28 protein-coding genes and 1 pseudogene are annotated in these 22,238 nt (G+C 39.8%); all 29 read right to left on the bottom strand.

The window, feature by feature from the left end; translation table 11 throughout:
- Positions 1 to 432, bottom strand: a complete 432-nt coding sequence (locus tag RDV49_RS07810) for a precorrin-2 dehydrogenase/sirohydrochlorin ferrochelatase family protein (protein WP_003006952.1) — start codon at positions 430 to 432, stop codon at positions 1 to 3.
- A gap of 2 nt (positions 433 to 434) precedes the next feature.
- Positions 435 to 1,019, bottom strand: coding sequence for a cob(I)yrinic acid a,c-diamide adenosyltransferase (locus tag RDV49_RS07815; RefSeq protein WP_003006949.1), 585 nt, complete (start codon positions 1,017 to 1,019; stop codon positions 435 to 437).
- Entirely contained in the window at positions 1,019 to 2,518 is a 1,500-nt protein-coding gene (locus RDV49_RS07820) for a cobyric acid synthase (RefSeq protein ID WP_003006946.1), read from the bottom strand. Before RDV49_RS07820 ends, RDV49_RS07815 begins: the two co-directional genes overlap by 1 nt.
- Positions 2,503 to 3,318 carry an energy-coupling factor ABC transporter ATP-binding protein gene (locus RDV49_RS07825; RefSeq protein ID WP_003006943.1) on the bottom strand — a complete coding sequence of 272 codons (816 nt, stop codon included), beginning with the start codon at positions 3,316 to 3,318 and terminating at the stop codon, positions 2,503 to 2,505. Before RDV49_RS07825 ends, RDV49_RS07820 begins: the two co-directional genes overlap by 16 nt.
- A 3-nt stretch (positions 3,319 to 3,321) precedes the next feature.
- Complete coding sequence (locus RDV49_RS07830; protein WP_310744341.1) at positions 3,322 to 4,011, bottom strand: CbiQ family ECF transporter T component; 690 nt, start codon at positions 4,009 to 4,011, stop codon at positions 3,322 to 3,324.
- A 34-nt stretch (positions 4,012 to 4,045) separates the two neighbouring features.
- Entirely contained in the window at positions 4,046 to 4,330 is a 285-nt protein-coding gene (locus RDV49_RS07835) for an energy-coupling factor ABC transporter substrate-binding protein (protein WP_003010674.1), read from the bottom strand.
- Entirely contained in the window at positions 4,327 to 5,055 is a 729-nt protein-coding gene (locus tag RDV49_RS07840; RefSeq protein WP_310744342.1) for an energy-coupling factor ABC transporter permease, read from the bottom strand. Before RDV49_RS07840 ends, RDV49_RS07835 begins: the two co-directional genes overlap by 4 nt.
- Positions 5,056 to 5,206: 151 nt before the next feature.
- Positions 5,207 to 5,317 (bottom strand): annotated as a pseudogene (locus RDV49_RS10430) (nucleotide-binding protein); the annotation flags it as partial.
- On the bottom strand, positions 5,302 to 6,117 hold the full coding sequence (locus RDV49_RS07845) for an energy-coupling factor ABC transporter ATP-binding protein (RefSeq protein ID WP_037608620.1): 816 nt from the start codon (positions 6,115 to 6,117) through the stop codon (positions 5,302 to 5,304). The pseudogene RDV49_RS10430 and the gene RDV49_RS07845, both read right to left, overlap by 16 nt.
- A 4-nt stretch (positions 6,118 to 6,121) precedes the next feature.
- Positions 6,122 to 6,811 carry a CbiQ family ECF transporter T component gene (locus RDV49_RS07850; protein ID WP_310744343.1) on the bottom strand — a complete coding sequence of 230 codons (690 nt, stop codon included), beginning with the start codon at positions 6,809 to 6,811 and terminating at the stop codon, positions 6,122 to 6,124.
- A gap of 34 nt (positions 6,812 to 6,845) precedes the next feature.
- Positions 6,846 to 7,130 carry an energy-coupling factor ABC transporter substrate-binding protein gene (locus tag RDV49_RS07855; RefSeq protein WP_003010674.1) on the bottom strand — a complete coding sequence of 95 codons (285 nt, stop codon included), beginning with the start codon at positions 7,128 to 7,130 and terminating at the stop codon, positions 6,846 to 6,848.
- Entirely contained in the window at positions 7,127 to 7,855 is a 729-nt protein-coding gene (locus RDV49_RS07860) for an energy-coupling factor ABC transporter permease (protein ID WP_310744344.1), read from the bottom strand. Before RDV49_RS07860 ends, RDV49_RS07855 begins: the two co-directional genes overlap by 4 nt.
- Positions 7,856 to 7,874: 19 nt before the next feature.
- Positions 7,875 to 8,579 carry a cobalt-factor II C(20)-methyltransferase gene (locus RDV49_RS07865; protein WP_003006937.1) on the bottom strand — a complete coding sequence of 235 codons (705 nt, stop codon included), beginning with the start codon at positions 8,577 to 8,579 and terminating at the stop codon, positions 7,875 to 7,877.
- A gap of 10 nt (positions 8,580 to 8,589) precedes the next feature.
- Positions 8,590 to 9,357: a sirohydrochlorin cobaltochelatase gene (locus RDV49_RS07870; RefSeq protein ID WP_003006934.1), complete on the bottom strand. Its 768-nt coding sequence runs from the start codon at positions 9,355 to 9,357 to the stop codon at positions 8,590 to 8,592.
- Positions 9,350 to 10,810 carry a uroporphyrinogen-III C-methyltransferase gene (gene cobA / locus RDV49_RS07875; protein WP_003006933.1) on the bottom strand — a complete coding sequence of 487 codons (1,461 nt, stop codon included), beginning with the start codon at positions 10,808 to 10,810 and terminating at the stop codon, positions 9,350 to 9,352. The genes RDV49_RS07870 and cobA overlap by 8 nt, the downstream gene beginning before the upstream one ends.
- Positions 10,807 to 11,568 (bottom strand): precorrin-6A reductase, encoded by a 762-nt coding sequence (gene cobK, locus RDV49_RS07880; RefSeq protein WP_003006931.1) that lies wholly within the window; start codon positions 11,566 to 11,568, stop codon positions 10,807 to 10,809. The genes cobA and cobK overlap by 4 nt, the downstream gene beginning before the upstream one ends.
- Positions 11,565 to 12,290 (bottom strand): precorrin-3B C(17)-methyltransferase, encoded by a 726-nt coding sequence (gene cobJ / locus RDV49_RS07885; RefSeq protein WP_003006929.1) that lies wholly within the window; start codon positions 12,288 to 12,290, stop codon positions 11,565 to 11,567. The genes cobK and cobJ overlap by 4 nt, the downstream gene beginning before the upstream one ends.
- Positions 12,291 to 12,315: 25 nt before the next feature.
- A complete protein-coding gene (locus RDV49_RS07890; protein ID WP_003006927.1) occupies positions 12,316 to 13,374 on the bottom strand; it encodes a cobalt-precorrin 5A hydrolase in 1,059 nt (352 codons plus the stop codon).
- Positions 13,364 to 14,137, bottom strand: a complete 774-nt coding sequence (locus tag RDV49_RS07895; RefSeq protein ID WP_003006925.1) for a cobalt-precorrin-4 methyltransferase — start codon at positions 14,135 to 14,137, stop codon at positions 13,364 to 13,366. Before RDV49_RS07895 ends, RDV49_RS07890 begins: the two co-directional genes overlap by 11 nt.
- A gap of 4 nt (positions 14,138 to 14,141) precedes the next feature.
- Entirely contained in the window at positions 14,142 to 14,705 is a 564-nt protein-coding gene (locus RDV49_RS07900; protein ID WP_003006923.1) for a decarboxylating cobalt-precorrin-6B (C(15))-methyltransferase, read from the bottom strand.
- Positions 14,683 to 15,309: a cobalt-precorrin-7 (C(5))-methyltransferase gene (locus tag RDV49_RS07905; protein WP_003006921.1), complete on the bottom strand. Its 627-nt coding sequence runs from the start codon at positions 15,307 to 15,309 to the stop codon at positions 14,683 to 14,685. The genes RDV49_RS07900 and RDV49_RS07905 overlap by 23 nt, the downstream gene beginning before the upstream one ends.
- Positions 15,300 to 16,424 (bottom strand): cobalt-precorrin-5B (C(1))-methyltransferase CbiD, encoded by a 1,125-nt coding sequence (gene cbiD, locus RDV49_RS07910; protein WP_003006919.1) that lies wholly within the window; start codon positions 16,422 to 16,424, stop codon positions 15,300 to 15,302. Before cbiD ends, RDV49_RS07905 begins: the two co-directional genes overlap by 10 nt.
- 22 nt (positions 16,425 to 16,446) lie before the next feature.
- Positions 16,447 to 17,124, bottom strand: coding sequence for a cobalt-precorrin-8 methylmutase (locus RDV49_RS07915; protein ID WP_037607849.1), 678 nt, complete (start codon positions 17,122 to 17,124; stop codon positions 16,447 to 16,449).
- Between the two features lie 7 nt (positions 17,125 to 17,131).
- The gene (locus RDV49_RS07920) at positions 17,132 to 17,824 is read right to left on the bottom strand and encodes a cobalt-precorrin-8 methylmutase (RefSeq protein WP_003006914.1); all 693 of its coding nucleotides are present in this window, start codon (positions 17,822 to 17,824) and stop codon (positions 17,132 to 17,134) included.
- Positions 17,825 to 17,837: 13 nt separating this feature from the next.
- Complete coding sequence (cbiB, locus tag RDV49_RS07925) at positions 17,838 to 18,785, bottom strand: adenosylcobinamide-phosphate synthase CbiB (protein ID WP_003006911.1); 948 nt, start codon at positions 18,783 to 18,785, stop codon at positions 17,838 to 17,840.
- Complete coding sequence (locus tag RDV49_RS07930) at positions 18,785 to 20,143, bottom strand: cobyrinic acid a,c-diamide synthase CobB (protein WP_003006910.1); 1,359 nt, start codon at positions 20,141 to 20,143, stop codon at positions 18,785 to 18,787. The genes cbiB and RDV49_RS07930 overlap by 1 nt, the downstream gene beginning before the upstream one ends.
- 233 nt (positions 20,144 to 20,376) lie before the next feature.
- A complete protein-coding gene (locus RDV49_RS07935) occupies positions 20,377 to 20,823 on the bottom strand; it encodes a EutQ-related cupin domain-containing protein (RefSeq protein WP_003006908.1) in 447 nt (148 codons plus the stop codon).
- Between the two features lie 16 nt (positions 20,824 to 20,839).
- Positions 20,840 to 21,934: an ethanolamine utilization protein EutH gene (locus RDV49_RS07940; protein ID WP_003006906.1), complete on the bottom strand. Its 1,095-nt coding sequence runs from the start codon at positions 21,932 to 21,934 to the stop codon at positions 20,840 to 20,842.
- 16 nt (positions 21,935 to 21,950) lie between these two features.
- Positions 21,951 to 22,229: a EutN/CcmL family microcompartment protein gene (locus RDV49_RS07945; protein ID WP_003006905.1), complete on the bottom strand. Its 279-nt coding sequence runs from the start codon at positions 22,227 to 22,229 to the stop codon at positions 21,951 to 21,953.
- Positions 22,230 to 22,238 lie beyond the last annotated feature (9 nt).

Consider the following 22,238-nt stretch of genomic DNA (forward strand, 5'->3'; position numbering starts at 1 on the left):
TTATAATTGATCTAAAAGTTGTTCGATCTTTTTTCTAACTTCTTTTGAGCGCGATGGAGATAAACCATTGGTAGAAATCATGACGGATAATTCATTATTTGATGCAATTGCAACATTATAAAAGTCGGAATTTTTCTTATCCCCTGTATTATTCACGAACTGACTAGGGTGAGCCTCTTCCATCACTTTTTTATTGATATCCTGGTTATCAGTGCAGGCAAAAACTAGTTTAGCTCCCTCCAAATCACCTGTTTGATAGCTTCTTTGAACCCATTCAACCTGGGATTTAGGAATTTCTTCATTGAGTTTAGGACTAATGACTGTAACCTTCGCTCCTTCATACAACAAGGTCTTAATTTTACGAGCTGCCACTTTTCCTCCACCAATTACCACTACTGGTTTATTTTGGATATTCATCATGACAGGATACATGGCTATTTCTCCTCTTTTCTTTCTCTAAAAATCTTAGCGCTTCGTTTATAGACTGTATCTTTGACATCTAAACGGTGGTTGACCAAACGGGCCGCCACGAAAAAGTAATCTGACAAGCGATTAATATAAATCAGTCCAACCTCGTTAACTGTTTCATCTGCTTCAATCACAGCGACCATTCTTCTCTCTAAGCGCCGTGTCATAGTACGAGCCACATGAAAGAGACTCGCAATTCGATGTCCACCAGGAATAATGAAACGATCAATTTTTTCAGGAATGTGTATATAAGCATCCATTTTTTCTTCTAGGAAGGTAATATCGGATTCTTTTTGCTTATAAGGTCTTAATTCTCTAGGAGTGGCAAGGTCGCTTCCACAATCAAATAAGTGTTGTTGAATCTCTTCACATTCCTCTCTGATATCATCCAATTCCTTGTATTCCTTCATTTCAGATACTAGGTAGCCAACTTGAGAGCACAATTCATCCATGGTCCCGTATGCTTCCACACGAATATGTGTTTTAGACACACGATCACCGCCATATAGACGGGTAAAACCTTTATCCCCATACTTTGTGTAAATTCTCATTAAAGCTCTTCTCCGTTCATAATCTGGTAAATCTTCTTCATATCGACAGAATCACGAATGACTGCTGCGAGTTTATCATATTGTAGATCTTTAAATTCTTTCAGATCCATAACTTGATCCGTTACGGGTTCCAAGCCTTTTTCAATTCGAATTTGATTCAAATAATCGCGAGTCCATTGAGAATTATCAAAGACACCATGGAGATAGGTCCCTTGAATTCGTTTGTCTGGTGAAACAGCTCCATCATATCTGCTTGTTTCCTCACCATTTTGAAGAATAATACGAGAAAATGGTGTCAAGCTATCTGATATCTCTGTTTCCCCCATATGGATTTCGTAACCTTCCAGAATTTGACCTTCGTGTTCTGCCTGTACTTGAGTTGTCCGTTTTGTTCCCTGCATCTGCGTTGCGATATCCAGCAGCCCTAGCCCTTCAATTTCATCCAATTCAGACTCGACATGATTAGGATCAGAAATCGTCTTGCCTAATAACTGGAAACCTCCACAAATGCCAAAAATGCGAATACCTCGATCAGCACACTGCTGGATTTTCTCGACAATCCCAGCATTTTGTAAGACTTGCATATCTTCAATCGTATTCTTACTTCCAGGCAAAATCAGAAGATCCGGATTTCCAATAGCATCCCCTGGCATGACATAACGAACCGAAACGTCCGGTTGAATTTCCAAACTATGAAAATCTGTGAAGTTGGAGATGCGTTTTAGGGTGATAATAGCCACATCCAGATCTTTGTCATGATTAAAGCTGCGTCCTTTACTGCCTAAAGCGACACTATCCTCACTATCAATATCGATATCTGCATAAGGGACCACGCCTAGGACAGGCACGTGGGTAAGCTCTTCGATCATATCGATTCCAGATTGAAGGAGGGCAACATCTCCCCTAAATTTATTGATCAGAACCCCTTTGATGCGTTTGCGGTCTTCTTCTGGCATTAATTCGATTGTACCATAAATAGAGGCAAATACGCCTCCCTTGTCAATATCCGCAACTAAGATGACCGGAGCATCAACCAGACGAGCCATCCCCATATTGACGATATCGCGTTCATTTAAGTTGATTTCAGCTGGACTACCCGCTCCTTCTAAGATAATGGCATCATACTCCTGGTCCAATTCTTGGTAGACTTCTTTGATTTTAGGCAGTAACTCTTGTTTAAATTCATGGTAATCTACTGCATCCATATCTTTTAGGACTTTCCCCATAAAAACCACTTGAGATTTGCGGTCCGAAGTGGGCTTGAGTAAGACCGGATTCATACGGACATCTGGATCGATGCCCGCTGCTTCTGCTTGTACCACTTGTGCTCGCCCCATCTCAAATCCTTTTTTGGTGATAAAGGAGTTCAAGGCCATATTTTGAGATTTAAAGGGAACAACTGTGTAACCATCTTGTTTTAAAATACGACACAAACCCGCGGCAATTAAACTTTTACCAGCATCTGAAGCTGTTCCCTGAATCATTAACGATTTTGCCATAGGTATCCTTCTTTCAACTGCTCAAATAGAATCTCTTCATTTTCAACAAGGGGCGTCTGGATTGCCTGATGAAGTTTGACAACCCATGGCACAGAAAGTCCAGCATCCAACAACAACTTTTCCTCCTGGAACACTTCATATTTTGTCCCTTGAGTCATAATCTTGCCTTTCTTGATGAGGTAGGCATAGTCACAACAGTCATACATGAGATCCATGTCGTGGCTGGTAACAATAATGCTCGTTCCATTGGAAACTAGTTTTTTCATAATCATGGCCATTTGGTCCCGCCCTTTAGGATCCAATCCAGCAGTCGGTTCGTCTAACAATAGAAAACGTGGTTTGAGAGCTAACATCCCCGCAATGGCTACTTTTTTCTTTTGGCCGTAACTCAAATATTGCACCGGTCGATCCTGCAACTCTTCGATGTCCATCAGTTCAATGGCTTCTTGAACCCGTTTCTCACACTCCTCTTTGGAGTATCCTAAATTCTCTAATGCCATGCCAATATCATCTTTGGCAATGGTATAAAACAATTGCTGCTCCGGATTTTGAAAGACCATATTGACTTCTTGCCGGTAAGCAAACAAAGCTTTCTTCTTATCTTGAATGACCTGATTATCCAAACTCACACTGCCTTCTTGGGGCTTGAGCAGTTTGGTCATGACCTTCATCAGGGTAGATTTCCCTGAACCATTGGTTCCAATAATTCCAGTGATCTTTCCTTCCATGAATTCCATATTCACATGGTCCACAGCTTTCAAATCATCAAATAAAACTGTAATATTCTCTAATTTTAACATTTTTTATTCCTCTTCATCAATTTCTTTAGCTTGAGCAAATTTCAGGGTTAAGACATCATTTAAGCGCTGATTATCCGCCAATAATTTCACAAACAAGGTATTGGCTAATCTTCCCCAAGCAAGATAAGTTTTTTTCTTATTGACAAATGAAAATTTCAAATCTAAGGTATCGCGAATGGTCAAAAATTCGATTAAGACTAAAAAGATAAAGCGATACATGAGGACGATTAATTCCATTAGAATATCTGGCAAATGGAGACTCTTAAAAAGCTTCATCATTTGATTAAAGGGAATGGTTAAAGCCATAAAATAGCTTGAAATTAAAGAACAGTATATTCTCATCATAATAGGAAGCACTTGTTTTGCCGAAGCATGGAAAATACCAAAATAGCCATGGCTTCCTACAGGGATGGCCATTAAGAACTGCTGACTATTTTCTCCATAGCTGAAAACAAAGGTTGCCATACTCAATAAGATAAAAATCGATGGGTAACGAAACCAGCCTAAGTATTTAAAAACTGGAATTTTGGCAATATAGCAAGTCAGAGGTACCATTACAACTATTAACAAGATTTGTAAAGGAAGGAAACCAGAGAACGAGATAACCATCAATAAAACATATAAAATAAATTTATGCAACACTGGAACTGCAGTCCAACGGTTGTTATAAGCATAGCGATCAATCACAAACATAGTTTCCTCCCATACAAATACTTACTAAACTAAATTATTTTTCTTGATGTTTTTTCCCTCTTTGGTAACCGATGACATAAAAGATAATTCCAGCACCGATACTACCTTGAAGGGTAAAGAGCAAGCTTTCAACTTCTGATCCTGGTGGTTCAAACAAAGGTGAGAACCATGGTTTATAGTCCTTTTGAATAGTCGAAATAGCATTTTCTGCAGCATCATCCGTACCACTATATTCTACTCCCTTAGGAGCAAATAAGAAAGCACCGACAATAATCACAACAATGGCAGCTAATAACAAAAGATTTTTTTGTTTTTTCATAGGAAGAGCCCCTCTCTTTCTGTCGCATTTTCAGAAATCAAGTTATAGAAGATAACTGTAAGTAGTCCTTCTACAATGGCAATTGGAATTTGCGTAATTAGAAAGACTCCTAAGAACTTAATGGTTGAACCCACAAATCCAGTGGTTGGATCCGGGAAGACCAATCCAAGTTGAAGGGAAGTTGTTGCATAAGTCGCTAAATCTGCAATCATCGCACACAAGAAGAGTGAGACTGGTTTAGATAGTTTCAAAGAACGGCTAAATTTATAAACTGCAAATCCGACAAAAGGACCTACGACTGCCATTGAAAAAGCATTGGCACCAAGGGTTGTCAACCCACCGTGGGCAAGAAGAAGAGCTTGGAACAACAAACAAATCGTTCCTAGTACACTAATAACAGATGGCCCAAACATAGCAGTTCCCAAACCAACACCGGTTGGGTGAGAGCTAGATCCTGTTACTGAAGGGATCTTCAATGAGGATAAGATAAAGATAAAGGCACCGGATAAGGCCAACATGGTTTTTGAATTTGGATCTTTTGAAATAATCTTCTTAATTTTGATCAAACCGAAGATGAAGAATGGTAAAAATAGCAAGAACCAAACAATACACCATACTAATGGGAGATAGCCTTCCATAATGTGCATAGCAGACACAGGTTGCGGTCTAAAGATAAGTAGCAATACTAAAAGAGCAATTGCTAGCATTTTTTTACGTTGTTTCATAATATCACTCCTTTTTCATTACCCTAATGGATGTTTCTTAACCAATAGGGTTGTAAAATAATCCAATTTGTCATCGACTGTTAAGTCCGACACTCCGTACAAAATTCTTTGCTTTTCAGTAGAGGCATGACTGACTAAAAATGTTTTTTCAATATGGAACGACCGTGTAGCCATCTTGCTTTAAAATACGGCACAAGCCCGCGGCAATTAAACTTTTACCTGCATCGGAAGCTGTCCCCTGAATCATTAATGATTTTGCCATAGATATCCTTCTTTCAACTGTTCAAACAGAATCTCTTCATTTTCGACTAAAGGTGTTTGGATGGCCTGATGAAGTTTGACAACCCATGGGACAGAAAGTCCAGCATCCAACAACAACTTTTCTTCCTGGAACACTTCATATTTTGTCCCTTGGGTCATTATCTGGCCTTTTTTGATGAGGTAGGCATAGTCACAACAGTCATACATGAGATCCATGTCGTGGCTGGTAACAATAATGCTGGTTCCATTGGAAACAAGTTTTTTCATAATCATGGCCATTTGGTCCCGGCCTTTTGGATCCAGGCCTGCGGTCGGCTCGTCTAACAATAGAAAACGCGGTTTGAGCGCTAACATTCCCGCAATGGCTACTTTTTTCTTTTGGCCGTAACTCAAGTATTGCACTGGCCGGTCCTGCAACTCTTCGATGTCCATCAGTTCAATGGCTTCTTGAACCCGTTTCTCACACTCCTCTTTGGAGTAACCTAAATTCTCTAGTGCCATGCCAATATCATCTTTAGCAATGGTATAAAACAATTGCTGTTCCGGATTTTGAAACACCATATTGACTTCTTGTCGATAGGAAAATAAATCTTTCTTTTTGTCTTGAATGAGCTGCTGATCCAAATAAACACTACCTTCTTGGGGTTTAAGCAGTTTGGTCATCACCTTCATCAAGGTAGATTTCCCTGAACCATTGGTACCAATGATCCCGGTAATTTTACCTTCCATGAACTCCATATTCACATGGTCTAAGGCTTTTAAATCATCAAACAAAACCGTAATATTCTCTAATTTCAACATATTTTTATTCCTCCTCATCGAGTTCTTTGGCTTGCGCAAATTTCAAGGTTAAGACATCATTTAACCGTTGATTGTCAGCCAATAATTTCACAAACAAGGTATTGGCTAATCTTCCCCAGCCAAGATAACTTTTTTTCTTATTGACAAATGAAAACTTCAAATCTAAGGTATCTCGAATGGTTAAAAATTCGATTAAGACTAGAAAGATAAAGCGATACATAAGAACGATTAATTCCATTAAGATAGCCGGCAAATGAAGGGTTTTACAAAGCTTCATCATCTGGTTAAAGGGAATGGTTAAAGCCATAAAATAGGTTGAAATTAAAGAACAGTAAATTCTCATAACAATCGGTCCAACTTGTTTAGCAGAAGAATGAAAAACTCCTAAATAGCCATGACTTCCAACTGGAATGGCCATTAAAAACTGATGACTATTTTCACCATAGCTAATGACAAAAGTCGCCATACTTAATAAAATGAAAATAGATGGATAGCGAAACCAGCTCAAGTATTTTAAAATAGGAAGTCTAGCAATATAACACGTCAAGGGGACCATGATAGCAATTAGTAGAATTTGTAAGGGGAGGAAACCAGAGAAAGAAATGACCATTAACAAAATATACAAACTGAACTTATGCAGTTCTGGAACTGCAGTCCAACGGTTGTTATAAGCATAGCGATCAATCACAAACATAGTTTCCTCCCATACAAATACTTACTAAACTAAATTATTTTTCTTGATGTTTTTTCCCTCTTTGGTAACCGATGACATAAAAGATAATTCCAGCACCGATACTACCTTGAAGGGTAAAGAGCAAGCTTTCAACTTCTGATCCTGGTGGTTCAAACAAAGGTGAGAACCATGGTTTATAGTCCTTTTGAATGGTCGAAATAGCATTTTCTGCAGCATCATCCGTACCACTATATTCTACTCCCTTAGGAGCAAATAAGAAAGCACCGACAATAATCACAACAATGGCAGCTAATAACAAAAGATTTTTTTGTTTTTTCATAGGAAGAGCCCCTCTCTTTCTGTCGCATTTTCAGAAATCAAGTTATAGAAGATAACTGTAAGTAGTCCTTCTACAATGGCAATTGGAATTTGCGTAATTAGAAAGACTCCTAAGAACTTAATGGTTGAACCCACAAATCCAGTGGTTGGATCCGGGAAGACCAATCCAAGTTGAAGGGAAGTTGTGGCATAAGTCGCTAAATCTGCAATCATCGCACACAAGAAGAGTGAGACTGGTTTAGATAGTTTCAAAGAACGGCTAAATTTATAAACTGCAAATCCGACAAAAGGACCTACGACTGCCATTGAAAAAGCATTGGCACCAAGGGTTGTCAACCCACCGTGGGCAAGAAGAAGAGCTTGGAACAACAAACAAATCGTTCCTAGTACACTAATAACAGATGGCCCAAACATAGCAGTTCCCAAACCAACACCGGTTGGGTGAGAGCTAGATCCTGTTACTGAAGGGATCTTCAATGAGGATAAGATAAAGATAAAGGCACCGGATAAGGCCAACATGGTTTTTGAATTTGGATCTTTTGAAATAATCTTCTTAATTTTGATCAAACCTAAAATGAAGAATGGTAAAAATAGTAAGAACCAGACAATACACCATACCAAAGGGAGATACCCTTCCATAATGTGCATAGCAGATACAGGTTGAGGTCTAAAGATGATTAGCAATACTAAAAGAGCAATTGCTATCATTTTTTTACGTTGTTTCATAATATCACTCCTTTTTTCATTACCCTAATGGATGTTTCTTGACCAATAGGGTTGTAAAATAATCCAATTTGTCATCGACTGTTAAGTCCGATACTCCGTACAAAATTCTTTGCTTTTCAGTAGAGGCATGACTGACTAAAAATGTTTTTTCAATCAGGTCGTACTTCTCCAACAAGGGAAGAATCACATCCAAATGATTGGCCACTTTCATAATCACAACTGTATCATGAATCGCTAGTGCTTGGTCAATCTTATCCGCATCTGCTGTAGCAGGAACAACTGCAAAGGACTCTTCATCCATGGTCAATGGTTGCCCCAAGACAGAAGCCATGCTACCAAATGAGGTAATTCCAGGAATCGTTTGGGTATCAATGCTATTCCCAATTAATCTCAAGAGGTAACTATAGGTACTATAGACCATCGGATCCCCTAAAGTGATAAAGCCAACATTCTTCCCAGCTTTTACATCTTCTACAATTTCAGCAGCAATTTGTTCCCATTGAGGTTCCTTCTTTTCTAAGGAACGAACCATTGGAAAGTGGCGTTGTTTAATCTCTAGATGATCACTGACATAGGGACTCGCAATCGTCAATGCCACACTCTTGGAACCGCGTTTGGCTTCAGGAGTGTACAAAATATCCAATGTTTGCAGAATATTTTTGGCTTTAACGGTTACGAGTTCACTGTCTCCTGGACCAATCCCAATACCGTAAAATGTTGCCATTTTAGACCTCCTATTTAATAATCTTTTCTAAGTGTTGAACATAGAGTTCTTGAACACTTGGGTATTCACCAAGTCCAATCAAGTGTGTCTCTACTTGGTAGCCTTTTTCTGTAAAGAAGTGTTTCCATGATCCTTCTTCATCCGAACACAAATCATTGGTAGCATGATCGCCAGCCACTAACATAAAGGGAGCAAGATGAACTTTTTTAACGCCTTTAGCTTCCAGACGTTTTTCGAGTAACTCTACCGGAGGATAAGACTCGACACAGCCGATATAGACAGCTTCATCCGTCAACATATGATCCAAAGCGGCGTAGGCAGTAAAGGCATAATGCTGACTACCATGTCCCATAAGGATGGTAGCTTCGTCTACATCATCATTATTGTATTCTTTTACAAGAATATTTGCAACATTTTCATAATCTTCTTCACTAAAAAGAAGAGGTTTCCCGATTTTTAGAAGTTCAAAATCTTCTTTAAACTGGTTGGCTTGGTGAACCACTTTTTCATACTCACTTCCCAAGATAATGTGGAGTGGTTGAATATAAACTTCCTTGACACCATCCTTTTTCAATTGTTCCAATAATTGGTTCACAGTTGGAACTGAGATTCCTTCATTTTCTTTAATGCGCTTAATGACAACATTTGAAGTGAAGGCACGGTGGACCTGAAAATCTGGGAACCGCCGTTGGATCGTCTCTTCACAGGCTTGAATGGTTTTCTTACGAGTTTCGGGATAGGTGGTCCCGAAACTAACGACAATAATCGCTTTACTCATTTTCACTTTCCCTTCTAAAAAAAGTTTGGCAAGCTTCACAAACCGATTTTAAGGTTCTTTCTTCTGTTTCAATCAACTGATGATAGCCAGCTTTTTCCAATACAGATCTAGTATTGTCTCCCATAATGACAATCGGTTTCTCTTTCCAATTCTCTTGGGTTTTCTCTGCCATCAACACAAAGTGGTAAGCTGCAGCAGAGTTTGGCAAACAGATCAGCTGGATATCCTCTGCATGATAAGAGAATGATTCATTTTCAAAGGCCACAGTATGAGTGGTGTGGATCGGGAAGTTCAAAACTTCTGCTACTGCTTTTTCCTTAATATCAGAAGTGAGAATGATCCAGTTTCCTTCTTGCTCACTCATCCGTTTCACAAAATTCTCTTCTGCAACATCATTGATTTGATCATAGAGGCGAATTCCTGCTTCTTTAATGGTCTTGATGGTATGATGTCCACTTGCTACAATCTTCAGATGACTGAGACTCCGAATATCCAGATATTCTTGTTGCAAATAGGCAACAAAGAAGTTCCAAGAGCTTGGGTCTGTCACTACTAAACCGTCAATGTCAGAAAGTTGAGGAAGTTGCAGTTCTTTTGCAAGCATTTTACTTGGTGACTGAAAAGCATACACTGTCGCCCCAGCATCCTTCAACAGTTTAGGAAGCTTGGCATTAGGAGTTTCTTGCACCAAAACGGTTCGACCGAACAAAGGCAGTTTTTCATGGTAGTTCAATTCCTCACGGAAAGCAACAACGTCCCCAATCACAATCAAACTTGGTGCTTTCATCTGGTGTTTTTCAGCCAGTTCAACAATGGTCTCTAATTTTCCATCGATCGAGCGTTGTTGAGGATGAGTAGCCCATTCGATAATCGCAACCGGAGTTTCCTTATCGTAACCACGAACCATCAATTCTTCACAAATGGTCTGCAAGTTTTTCATTCCCATAAGGAAGACTAAAGTTCCTTTTAAGTGGGAAATCGCATCCCAGTTCAATGCTTCACTGGCATCTTGTAGATGGCCAGTAAAGACATGGAAGCTAGTCGCGATATTTCTAAAGGTCATGGGAATACCTGCATAGGCAAGGCCTGCTATAGCTGAGGTAATTCCTGGTACAACTTCAAAGGGAATCCCTTCTTGAATAAGAGTTTGAGCTTCCTCTCCTCCTCGGCCAAAGATATAGGGATCGCCACTTTTTAGGCGAACAACTTTTTTCCCTTCTTTGGCTTTTGCAACCAAGACTTCTTCAATTTTTTCTTGAGAAACACAAGGTTGATTAGGAATCTTACCAACATAGATCTTTTCACAGTTCGCTTTTGTGTAGGACAGAAGCATAGGATTTACTAAGCGGTCATAGATGAGAACATCCGCTTCTTCAAGTCTCCGTGCTCCTTTAAGAGAGATTAATTCTTCATCTCCTGGACCCGCACCTACTAAACTAACAAAGCCGCTCATCCATTCACCTCTTTCTTTAAATGAGTTTCCAATTCCTCAATAGTTGACACTACTTTAGGATAGTTGACAATAGGTCGTGAAATAATCACACAATCCATTCCAAGTTCTTGACAGCCTTCGATTTTTTCTCGAATCCCACCAATACTTCCACTTTCTTTGGAAACAAACACTTCCGCTTTGGAGCGAGCCAGCAATTGCTTGTTGCACTCTTTAGAGAAAGGAGCCTTGATAGCATCAATTTGATCCGGAACAAGTCCCAACTCTTCACAACCTTTTAGAACTTCCGAAGTTGGAAGAACACGAACCACAATACGCGACTCTGGTAAACCATGAACAAAAAGTGGCAAGGTTTTGCTTCCAGTTCCTAAATAGACTGTTTTATACTCTTTCTCTTTGATGTATTCAATGGCTTCTTCTGTCGAATGGACAACGGTAGCACCCGATAAGTCGATGGTAGCTTGTCGTTCAAAGCGCACATATGGAATTCCAGCCTGATTCGCTGCTTTCATCGCTTCTTGAGAGACAATATCCGCAAAGGGATGCGAAGCATCAATAATTTCATCAACGTCATTCTCTTTGATGAAAGCAACCATTTGGTCAGCTGTCATTCTTCCTTGGACCACGTCCTGCCCAAATTTAGAAGCTAAATGGCGGCCATAATCCGACACAACAGAGGTAGTCACTGGGATATTCTTTTGCGAGAGGAATTCAAGAATCTCTGTACTTTCAGCTGTTCCACCGAAAAGTAGTTTTATCATAGTGTATATCCTCGAGGTGTGATCATGCGACCATTTTTCACATAAGTCTCTTTGTTTCCAACAATGACAATTGTAGTCATGTCTACAAGAGTTTCATCTAAGTCTTCAATCGTAGTAAGCACAATTTGTTCTTCCTTACGTCCGATATCCTTACCGATACCGACAATTGTATCTTTGGCTTTGTATTCAGACATAATTTCAAGCGCTCTTGCTAAGTGCTCTGGACGACCTTTACTTCTTGGATTGTATAAACAAACAACAAAGTCACCTTGTGCTGCTGCATGAAGACGTTTTTCAATCATTTCCCATGGAGTCATCAAGTCACTAAGTGAAATATGACAGAAGTCGTTCATGAGAGGTGCTCCCATCACTGCAGCTGCTCCAAGGCTTGCTGTAATTCCTGGTACAACCTTTACTTCAATCGTATCGTTTTCTTCTAATAACTCGAGGATCAAACCAGCCATCCCATAGACACCGGCATCCCCACTCGAAACGACCCCAACATTTTTTCCAGTTTCATGAGCGAGATCAATGGCTTTTTGACAGCGTTCAATTTCATGACGCATACCAGTTGCAACCATTTCTTTATCTTTTACAAGATCTTTGATCAAACGCATGTAGGTAGAATACCCTACAATAATTTCACAATCCTTGATTGCTTCCAATGCCTCTTGAGACATCAATTCTTCTTTACCTGGGCCAAGTCCAATAACGTATAACATATGTATTTCTCCTTAAATCTAATATTTAATAATTGTTAACTAATTTACCAAGTGCAAATGTTGCTCCATTTTGTGCGAACCGTTGGGTCAGCACATTTCCTTTACTTGCAAGGTCCGCGCTAGCAAGCGCCACACTTCCAACCCCAACAGTCTTCTTAACAAATTCCGATTGCGGATATTTATCCGCCACCACTAGCAGTTCCTCCTTAGAGTAGGTTTGGAAAGGACAGTCAAGGTGTTGGGCTAATTCTAGTATCGCCTGTTCATTTTTTTTGACATCAATACTAGCAATTTTTGCGATTTCTGAACCGGAGATTCCCTCTTGTTCACAAAATGCATGAAAAGATTCCATAAAAGTGGAAGGTGGAAGATCCTTCTTTGCCCCAACTCCTAAAACATAGGGTTTTGGATGAATCAGGGCTACCACTTCTTCGTCAACCTCAACTGCTTGAGAGGTCAACCAAATAAATGGGCTCTTATTAGCAAGGACTTCCTGAATCTGATTTTCTTCAATGACTGTTAGCCCTCTCAGGTCAGAAACCCAAGGCTTTTCTTGATAAAAATAGACACAGTCCTTATTCGCTAAATAAGAATTGAATACTTTCACTAAGTGGCGCAATTCTTCCCGCCACCCATTTACTTCTTTCGCAATATTATCCAAGGCTACAACATTTTGAGTATCTGTTGCAGTCGTGATCACTGGATTTGAATCTAATAATTCAGCGATTTTAAGTGTAACTTGATTGGCACCACCTAAGTGACCACTCAATAAACTAATCACATGATTAGCTTTTTCATCCATAACGATCACAGCAGGATCTGTTGTTTTGTCTTTAATAACAGGAGCAATGCCTCTGACAACCGCACCAATCGCCATGATACAAATTAAGACATCCACCTCTTGGAATACCGTCCGAAGTCCTTCAATGACACGTCCTTCAATCGGTACTGTCCGAGAGTCAGCGATTTTCACAGTAGTATAGACCGGACAATCAATCCCAAGTTTTTCCTTGAGCTCTAGTCCGAGATTTTTTGCGTTGTTAGTAACCGCCACAATGGCGTAACGAGGGGAATCATTTAGCATGCGAACTCAATCCTTTACGGAATTCATGGTGGAAATCTTTGTGATAGAGCTTAGAGTAGTAAAACTCTTCACCCAAGAAATCTCCAACTAAAATCAAGGCAGTTTTTCTAATTTTAGCTTCTTTGACCTTCTCAGTAATGGTCTCCAATGTCCCAAAGACCTTGCGTTCATCTGGCCAAGTTGCCTTATAGATTACTGCGACAGGTGTTTCTATTGGATAGCCACCCTCAACCAATTCAGCCACCACTTTTTCAATCCCCTGTACAGATAAGAAAATGGCCATAGAGGTTCTGTGCTGAGCATAGCTGCGGAGGGATTCTCGTTCAGGAACAGGGGTCCGTCCAGCCATGCGAGTGATAATGACACTTTGAGAGACTTCAGGGACTGTATATTCTGTTCCAATACTTGAGGCAGCTCCTAGGAAAGAGCTCACTCCAGGAATACAGTCAAATTCAATTCCTCTCTTCTTCATCTCTTCTGTTTGCTCACGAATAGAACCATAGATAGAGAAATCGCCTGTTTGTAAGCGAACGACGTCTTTTCCAGCTTTCACTGCTTCTTCCATGACATCAATAATTTCCATCAAATGCATAGACGCGCTGTCATGAATCTCCGCACCTTCCTTACAGTATTGAAGAAGATCTGGATTCACGAGAGAACCCGCATAAATAACTACATCCGCTTCGGAAAGTTTGCGATACCCTTTTAAGGTAATGAGTTCCACATCACCGGGTCCAGCGCCTACAAAATGTACAATTGACATACCTTTATTTCCTTTCTGGTTTTACAGCTGAAACAATAATAGTTGGGTTTTGCTGTTTGAAATAATGCCCTTTTCCTAGGGCAGACCATCTGCTCGCTTGGATGGATACGACGTCTAAGTCTTGCCATTCCAATTTTTCAGCAAGTTGGATTGCTTCCATAGCATTTTCCAAGAGGATAAAGTTTAAAACAAAGCGTCCTCCCGGAACTAACAGATGTTCACACCACTCAAAGATTTCAGCCATGTTGCCACCGGTTCCACCGACAAATATCGCATCAAATTGTCCTTCTAGCTCAACAGGAGCTTTGCCTTTTATTAGAGTAATATTCTGACAGCCAAAGTAGTCAATATTCTCCTGTGTCAAGGCAACAGCATCTTCATTTTGTTCAATGGCAACGACTTCCAAATTTGGAAAGGAAACAGCTGCTTGAATTGTTACACTACCCGTACCAGAGCCAACATCCAACATTCTCTTAGCTTTATGCAAGTCTAATTTATCAATACTGATTGCTCTGACTTCTTCTTTGGTCATTGGAACCTTTGCTCTAATAAATGCCGAATCCTTCATTTAGTATCACCACCACATTCATTTCATATTGTCGATCGATAACTTGATCCTCTGCTAAAATTTCAATTTTTTCATCTTCATAGCTAAGATTTTCACCGATGACTAAGACTTTTTTTAATCCCCGTTTCATTACTTCTTGTGCTATTTCATAGGGACCAATTTTCTTATCCGTCACCATAAATACCTTGGGTAGAGAAAGCAAAAAATCAAAATCAGGAATTTTTGCATGGCTACTTGTTAAGTAGGCATCATTCATAGGGAGAAAGACTTTGCTCGCGAGATACTGGAAGGAAGAAATCCCTGGCTGAACCACCACGCGCCCTTTAAATTTCTCAGACAACCATTTTCCCAAACCATAGATTAGGGGATCGCCCGATGCTAGATAAAGAATGGTTGCATCTTCTGGATAAGACTCGATTAATTGAGCCAATTCCGCAAGTTTCTTTGGAGGTACAACTCCTTTTTCTTGATAGGCAGCTGGAAGGATTTCTAAATGTCGCTCACTTCCAAGAATATAGTCTGCCTTCTGATATATCTCTTCACTTCCCAAAAGTCCATAGGAAGGGGCTCCTGGCCCTATTCCAATTACATAGATCACGTCCATTCCTCCGCTATTTCTTCTAATGTTTGGGTTGAAGCCAAATACCCAGCTTCTGTCCCAAAGGTTACTACATCAATGCTGACTTCCGGCTTCCGATTCCGCAGCAAACGTTCCGAACGGAATTTCATCTTGTCTACTAACACTTGATAAACTTCTTCGTAGTGATACTCCTCAATCAAAGTACCAGCTGCATCTGTTGTAATACACTGATCCACTTTCTCAAGCAGTTCAACTGGAGCACCCAGTAAGGCTAGATTGGCCATGATGATTTCCATTCGTGCATCTGAGTCTTTACTATGGGTTGAGAAGATCCCACCAGCCACCTTGACAAATTTACCCATATGCCCAACCATCAGAACACGAGTAAATCCGATCCGCTGAACTTCTTTTAGGACATGACCGACAAAGTTACTCATATTCACAATCCGATGAGGTGGAATCCCCAGTACATTGGTTGCAAAGTCTTCGCCATAATTACCAGGAGCTAAAACTACTGAACGATACCCTTGATTGTATAACATGGTTAATTCAATCGTAATAGAAGCTTTCCAACTCTCTTCTGACATAGGATTGACAATTCCTGTCGTCCCCAAAATGGAGATCCCACCTACAATTCCTAAGCGTGAATTATAGGTCAACTTGGCTGTTTCTTCCCCACCCGGTACTGAAATAATAATCTTCGCTCCGCAGTTTGGCCCCAGTAATTGTCGGGCTGTTTTTTCAATCATAGCCCGAGGAGTTGGGTTGATTGCGGCCATTCCAACATCGCATTTCAGCCCTTTTTGTGTGACGCGACCAACACCTTCTCCTCCATCGATCTCAATGTCGTTTGAATCTGGTATGAGAGTCACTGTCGAATAAATCAGGAGTCCGTGCGTCGCATCTGCATCATCACCACCATCCTTTTCGACAGCGGCACTAGCAGTCAGTTCACCAAAAGAAGGATCTTTGATATCCATCGTTACTTCGACACCATTAGCCGTAAAAACTGTAACTTTTTCTTCGATATCTTGATTGAGAATCATGCTAATCGCTGCGGCTGTCGCAGCTGTCGCACAAGTTCCAGTAGTGAACCCTTTTCTTAGTTTTTTTCCATTGACATATGCGTACTCATCCATATAGTTCCATTTCCTTCACTACTTAATTATTTGGGACTACGAAGCGTTGGTAATCATCCATTTCTTGTCTGTACTGGTAAAGGATGGCATTGACCACTGCTGCTGCAATCGTACTTCCTCCCTTACTTCCCAATGCAACAATAGAAGGAATTGGGCTCTCATGAAGCTTCTGTTTTGATTCAGCCGCACCGACAAAGCCAACCGGAACACCAATAACAGCATCAGGGACTAGTGTTCCTTCTTCTACCATATCCAAGACTTTAAAGATAGAAGTTGGAGCGTTTCCGAATACAAACAATTTAGGACCCAATTCATTGGCCGCATGTTCGACCGCTGCCATGGAGCGAGTAATCCCTTTTGCCTTAGCTTCTTCAAAGATTGCTGGTTCATTTACCAAACATCTGTAGGCCACACCAAGTTCATCCAAGATTCTTTTATTAAAGCCACCTAGAACCATGGTCGTATCCGTAAAAATGGTTCCCTTATTTTTAATAACATCCAAAATATGGTCAATGGCATCATTTGAAAATTTGATATTGTAGAGGTAATCGAAATCTGCACTCGCAAAAACGACTCGTTTCCAAACCGCTTCATGAAAGGGATTATCAAAAACAATATCTGGATGTTCTTGATCAATGATTTCTTGAATCTTTTTAAAGCTGGCTTCTTCAATCTGATTTGATACTTTTATATAACTCATGAATACCTTATCCTTTTTTATCATTTAAAGCTGTTGAATAACGAACATAGTCTTCTGTCACGATCGTTTGCATTTGATAGATAATTGCATTAATAATGGCTACGACAAGGGTGCTTCCGCCTTTACGTCCTTCATTTACCATAACAGGCAAGTCGGTCGCTAATAAAGCTTCCTTTGACTCTAAGACATTGATAAATCCAACGGGTACACCGATAATCGCATCTACCTCTACTTTTTTATCTTTGATCAAATCAAGGAGATGGAACAAAGCGGTAGGTGCTCCACCAAAAGCAAATACTTTAGGCCCTTCGATCTCTGTTGCTTTTTCAACAGCAGCCATAGCTCGAGTGATATTTTTTTCCTTAGCAAGTTGGATGACATCTTCATCATTAATCAAGCAACGGTAGGAAACACCCATTTGGTCCAACACTCGTTTATTGATCCCATTTAAAGAAATACTTGAATCAACAATGATGGTACCTTTATTCTGAATTACATCAACAATACGTTCATTAACATGGTTGATAAATTTCATGGTATAGAGATAGTCAAAATCACCAGTGGTATGAATCGCACGTTTAATAATGGCTTCTTCCATATCTTCATGGAATTCATAACCTGGATGATCCTGATCGATCACAGATTGAATGATCTGGAAACTTTTTTCCTCAATTGAGGAAGGATTTTTGATATAGGACATACATACTCCTCTTTTAATAAATTGCAACAATGAAATAAATGATCGACAAAACGAAAACTGAAATCGTCGTTGTCATATAGAGCATAGAAATGGATGTTAAAATATCATCTGGCTCTACACTTCTTGAAGGATCACCAATAGTTGGTTTTGTAATCAACTCACCATGATAGATATGAGCTCCACCTAATTGAATCCCCAGGGCACCTGCCACGACCGACTCAGGAAAAGCACTATTTGGACTCGCGTGTTGATAGCGATCTCTCCAACCTATTTTTAAGGCATTTTCGAAATCCAATTGCAGGACTCTGGCACTTGCCATCATAAACAACCAAGTTAAACGGGCAGGAATGAGATTGACCAAATCATCTATTTTAGCCGAAACATATCCAATCTTACGGTATTTGGCTGTTTTATAACCGACCATTGAATCTAGTGTATTAATGGCTTTGTATCCCATTGCTAATACGGGACCGCCAATAAATAAGCATAATAAGGGGCCGATCACTCCATCACTTGCATTTTCTGCGACGGTTTCAATGGTCGCATTACAAATTTCAGGTATGGTAAGCTGATCTGTTTCTCTCCCAACGATCATTCCCACTTGATACCTAGCCTTCTCAATGGAACCAGACTGAATGGCTTTGTATACTTTGAGAGCTTCAAAAGCCAGAGAGCGAGTTGCTAAACAGGTGTAGGCTAAATAAATCCACAAAATCCAATAAAGAATCGGGTGAAGCTGACTAGCACCCCACAAGATTCCATACGTGATGGAAACTGTCAAAGAAACGGTGCATATCCAAAGGAATATTCCGAACAGAAAAGGATATCTCGTTTTTAAGTTTTCCATCCGTAAACAAGCATAAATGAAATTTCCAATTAGTTTGACCGGGTGTGGCCACGAATAGGGATCTCCAATTAACCAATCAAGAAGAAGAGCGATAAAAATTGCAATAATTATCATTATTTTGACTCCAAGATATAATCAATCCAACTCATAAGGAGTTGTTCCTTTTGATAAAAATGAACATGAAGATAACTTGCAAAAGTTCTCCCTTTCTGGTAGCCCCCTGTCCAATTGGAAACCACTTCTCCATCTCTTTCTTTTCTGAGGTCTAAAACTGTTTTTTCAGAAGTATTGAAGATGGAATGATGGAACTCATGGCCTCGAACTTCCGTACCAGACGGACCAAATAAAGAATCTTCATTAGTGGTTGCAAAACAGTAACCAAAACGTTTTAGTCCGTTGGTCATCACACTAGTACCATCAAATACCCCAACCATTTCAAAGAACTGATCTTCAATCTCAAGATTTTTTCCAAGATACATCAATCCTCCGCATTCAGCATAGATGGGGATTCCCTTTTGATGAGCTTCTAGAACGGATTCTCTAAAGGAACGATTGTCAGACAATTCTTTTGCAAACAACTCCGGATAGCCCCCACCAAAATAATAGGCATTAGCTTCCGGTAAGCGTTCATCTTTTAAGGGACTAAATGGAATGAGCTCGACATTAGCACTTCTTAATAAATCCAGATTATCTTCGTAATAAAAATGAAAGGCATCATCCAGTGCATAAGCAATGGTTAATGGGGTAGAATTCTCAAGCTTGAATGGAGAAGAAAGTTCAACTGATTCTCTATCAACTTTCTCCAATAGGCGCTCAAACTGAATGGTTTTTTTAGCCTGCTCTCCAAGAATAGCAAACTTTTCTTCAAGATCATCCATCTCCACATCCGGAATCAATCCCAAATGCCTTGAAGGTAGTTCAACCTGAACATTTTTTGGAAAATACCCCAGGACTTCTATATCAGTGTAGCGCTCAATCGCTCCCTTAATCAGCTGATAATGGGTTTCCGAAGCCACTCGATTGACAATGACACCAACAATATCTACCGCTGGATCAAATGAAGAAAAGCCATGGACAATTGCTGCCGCTGAAGTCGAGGTTGATTTCCCATCAATAATTAAAACAACAGGTAGATTGAGCTGTTTAGCAACAGATGCAGAAGAGGCACAATCTTTATCTGTTCCTAATCCATCATAGAGTCCCATCACCCCTTCTACCACTGCGACATCAGAATTTTGATGCCAACGATAATAAGACCACTTCAGATAATCCGTATCAGGAATTAAAAAATTATCTAGATTACGAGATGAGTTCTTCGTAATACGACTATGGTAAGAAGTATCAATATAATCAGGACCAATTTTATACGGCTGAACATTGTACCCCATATCTGTTAAAGCTCTTAATACAGCCAGTGTTACGGTAGTTTTTCCAACACCACTAGATACACCAGCTAACATAAACTGCTTCATCCTAAAAACCCCTATCTCTTGAAAAAAATAGAGCTACAAAAAATACACTATTTTTTGTAGCTCCGTTGCTTTATTAAATTACTAAGCACCTCGTTGTGCTCTCTTCATTCTTAAACACTAAAGATGTCTTTATTCTAATATAAATTATAGCATTTGTCAATGAAAAATTGAAAACGCAATCAAAAAGAGCACACTTATGGTGCTCCTTATAAACTATTGTATATAAAAGTTCATTATCCTTGCCAATCTGCTGGATAAGTCACATAAATAAAGCGTGCTTTATCTTTAACAGAGAATTGAATATCGCTTCCCTTTGGAATAAAGATGATTTCACCTGGACCAGCACTCATCACTTCATCACCAGAGATAACATCCAAACGACCTTCGATCACATAGTCAACTTCATCATAGTCTAAATGCCAAGGGAATGTTGTCTTATCCATTGTCATCAAACCTAAGCCAAGTCGAGGACTTTCTTCAAGAGTCAAAAGATCACGTGTATAGACTTGATGTTCAGGATTTCCTGTGTCCAAACGATCTTCAGGACGAACATCTAAGCTTGGTAGTGAAATAGAGGCTACACCAGCTTTACTAACACGTTTAGCAGAACCTTTACCTGCCAATTCTTCTAGAAGAATTTTGCGAACTAAAGATTCAATATCTGTACGATTATAATCCATTTACCAATACCTCCAATTAGGCTTCTTTCTTAGTCAAGAAGTAGGCAAGTAATACGGCAGTAACCCCACCAACAAACTTACCAATCATCATTGGAACAATCATCTTAGGAGCTTGTCCAGCAGTAAATCCTAAGTGGTCCCCGATAACGAATGAAGCAGATACAGCAAAGGCAATATTCAAGATCTTACCACGTTTGTCCATATCTTTTAACATTTGGAACATAGCAATATTGTTTGCCAAAGAAGCAACCAAACCAGCAGCTCCTACTTCGTTCATTCCCAATGATTTACCAATTGCTGAAAGAGGTTTGTTGGCTACTTTAGTAAAGACAGCAACTAAACCAAAAGCACCAGCCAAGGTTACTGCGATTGAACCAACAACGACAAATGCTTCTTGAAGGGTTTCTGCACCTTTTGGATAAAGTTCAAGCAACCATTTATTACCAGTCAAGAGTTGTGCTGCACCAAACGCCAAACCTAAGGTTGCGATCACAACAATGATTTGACCAAAGATTTCAAATCCTTTAATCATTCCATTTGGAATAAGAAGCAATCCTATGAAAATAAGGGCAGATACAATGACAATAGGGATCAAGTTGATTAATAAAGTACCAAATGATAGACCTGGAACAAGCAATCCACCAACTAAACATCCGACAGGCACAGTTACCAAACCGTACAAAATACCACGAGCCAAGAAAGGACGATCTGATTTTTCGATAATACCTAAGGCAACAGGGATCGTGAACACGATCGTTGGTCCCATCATAGAACCTAAAACGTAGGCAGCAAAATCACCAACAGCTTTATCTTGGGCTAAGCTCAAGGCTAAAGGTGCTCCACCCATATCATTCGCGATAAATGTTGTTGCAAAAATCGAAGGATCCGCACCAACCAAACCATAAAGAGGAACAATGATAGGTTTTAATAAATCAGCTAACAATGGAGCTACAACCATAATCCCAGCCATAGAAAGCGCTAGCGCTCCCATAGCCATAATTCCCTCTTCAAACTGCTCACTAAGGCCCAATTTCCCGCCGATACATTTATCAATTGCACCAACAAGCATAAAGAGAACCATAATGTAAATGATAATTTCATTTATACTCATAAATTAATCCCTACTTTCAATAATCATCCAGTTGATACTCAACTTTATCAATGATACCTACTATGACCATATCTACTGGGACATCCTGTCTATTCAAACTCACACGAGCTGAACTTCCTGTAGTGACCAACACTTGATCACCTTCACCAGCACCAATACAATCAGCAGCAATGACTAAGGCAGGATCTGTTTGATGGTCATCCAGTTGTCGTTCGACCACTAAAAACTTTAATCCATTAAGTTTTTCATCTTTTCTCGTAGCCCATAGACTTCCTTTCACTTTCCCAACAAACATCTCGCTACT

The sequence above is a fragment of the Streptococcus parasanguinis genome (genome assembly GCF_031582885.1).
Classification (GTDB): Bacteria; Bacillota; Bacilli; order Lactobacillales; family Streptococcaceae; genus Streptococcus; species Streptococcus parasanguinis_M.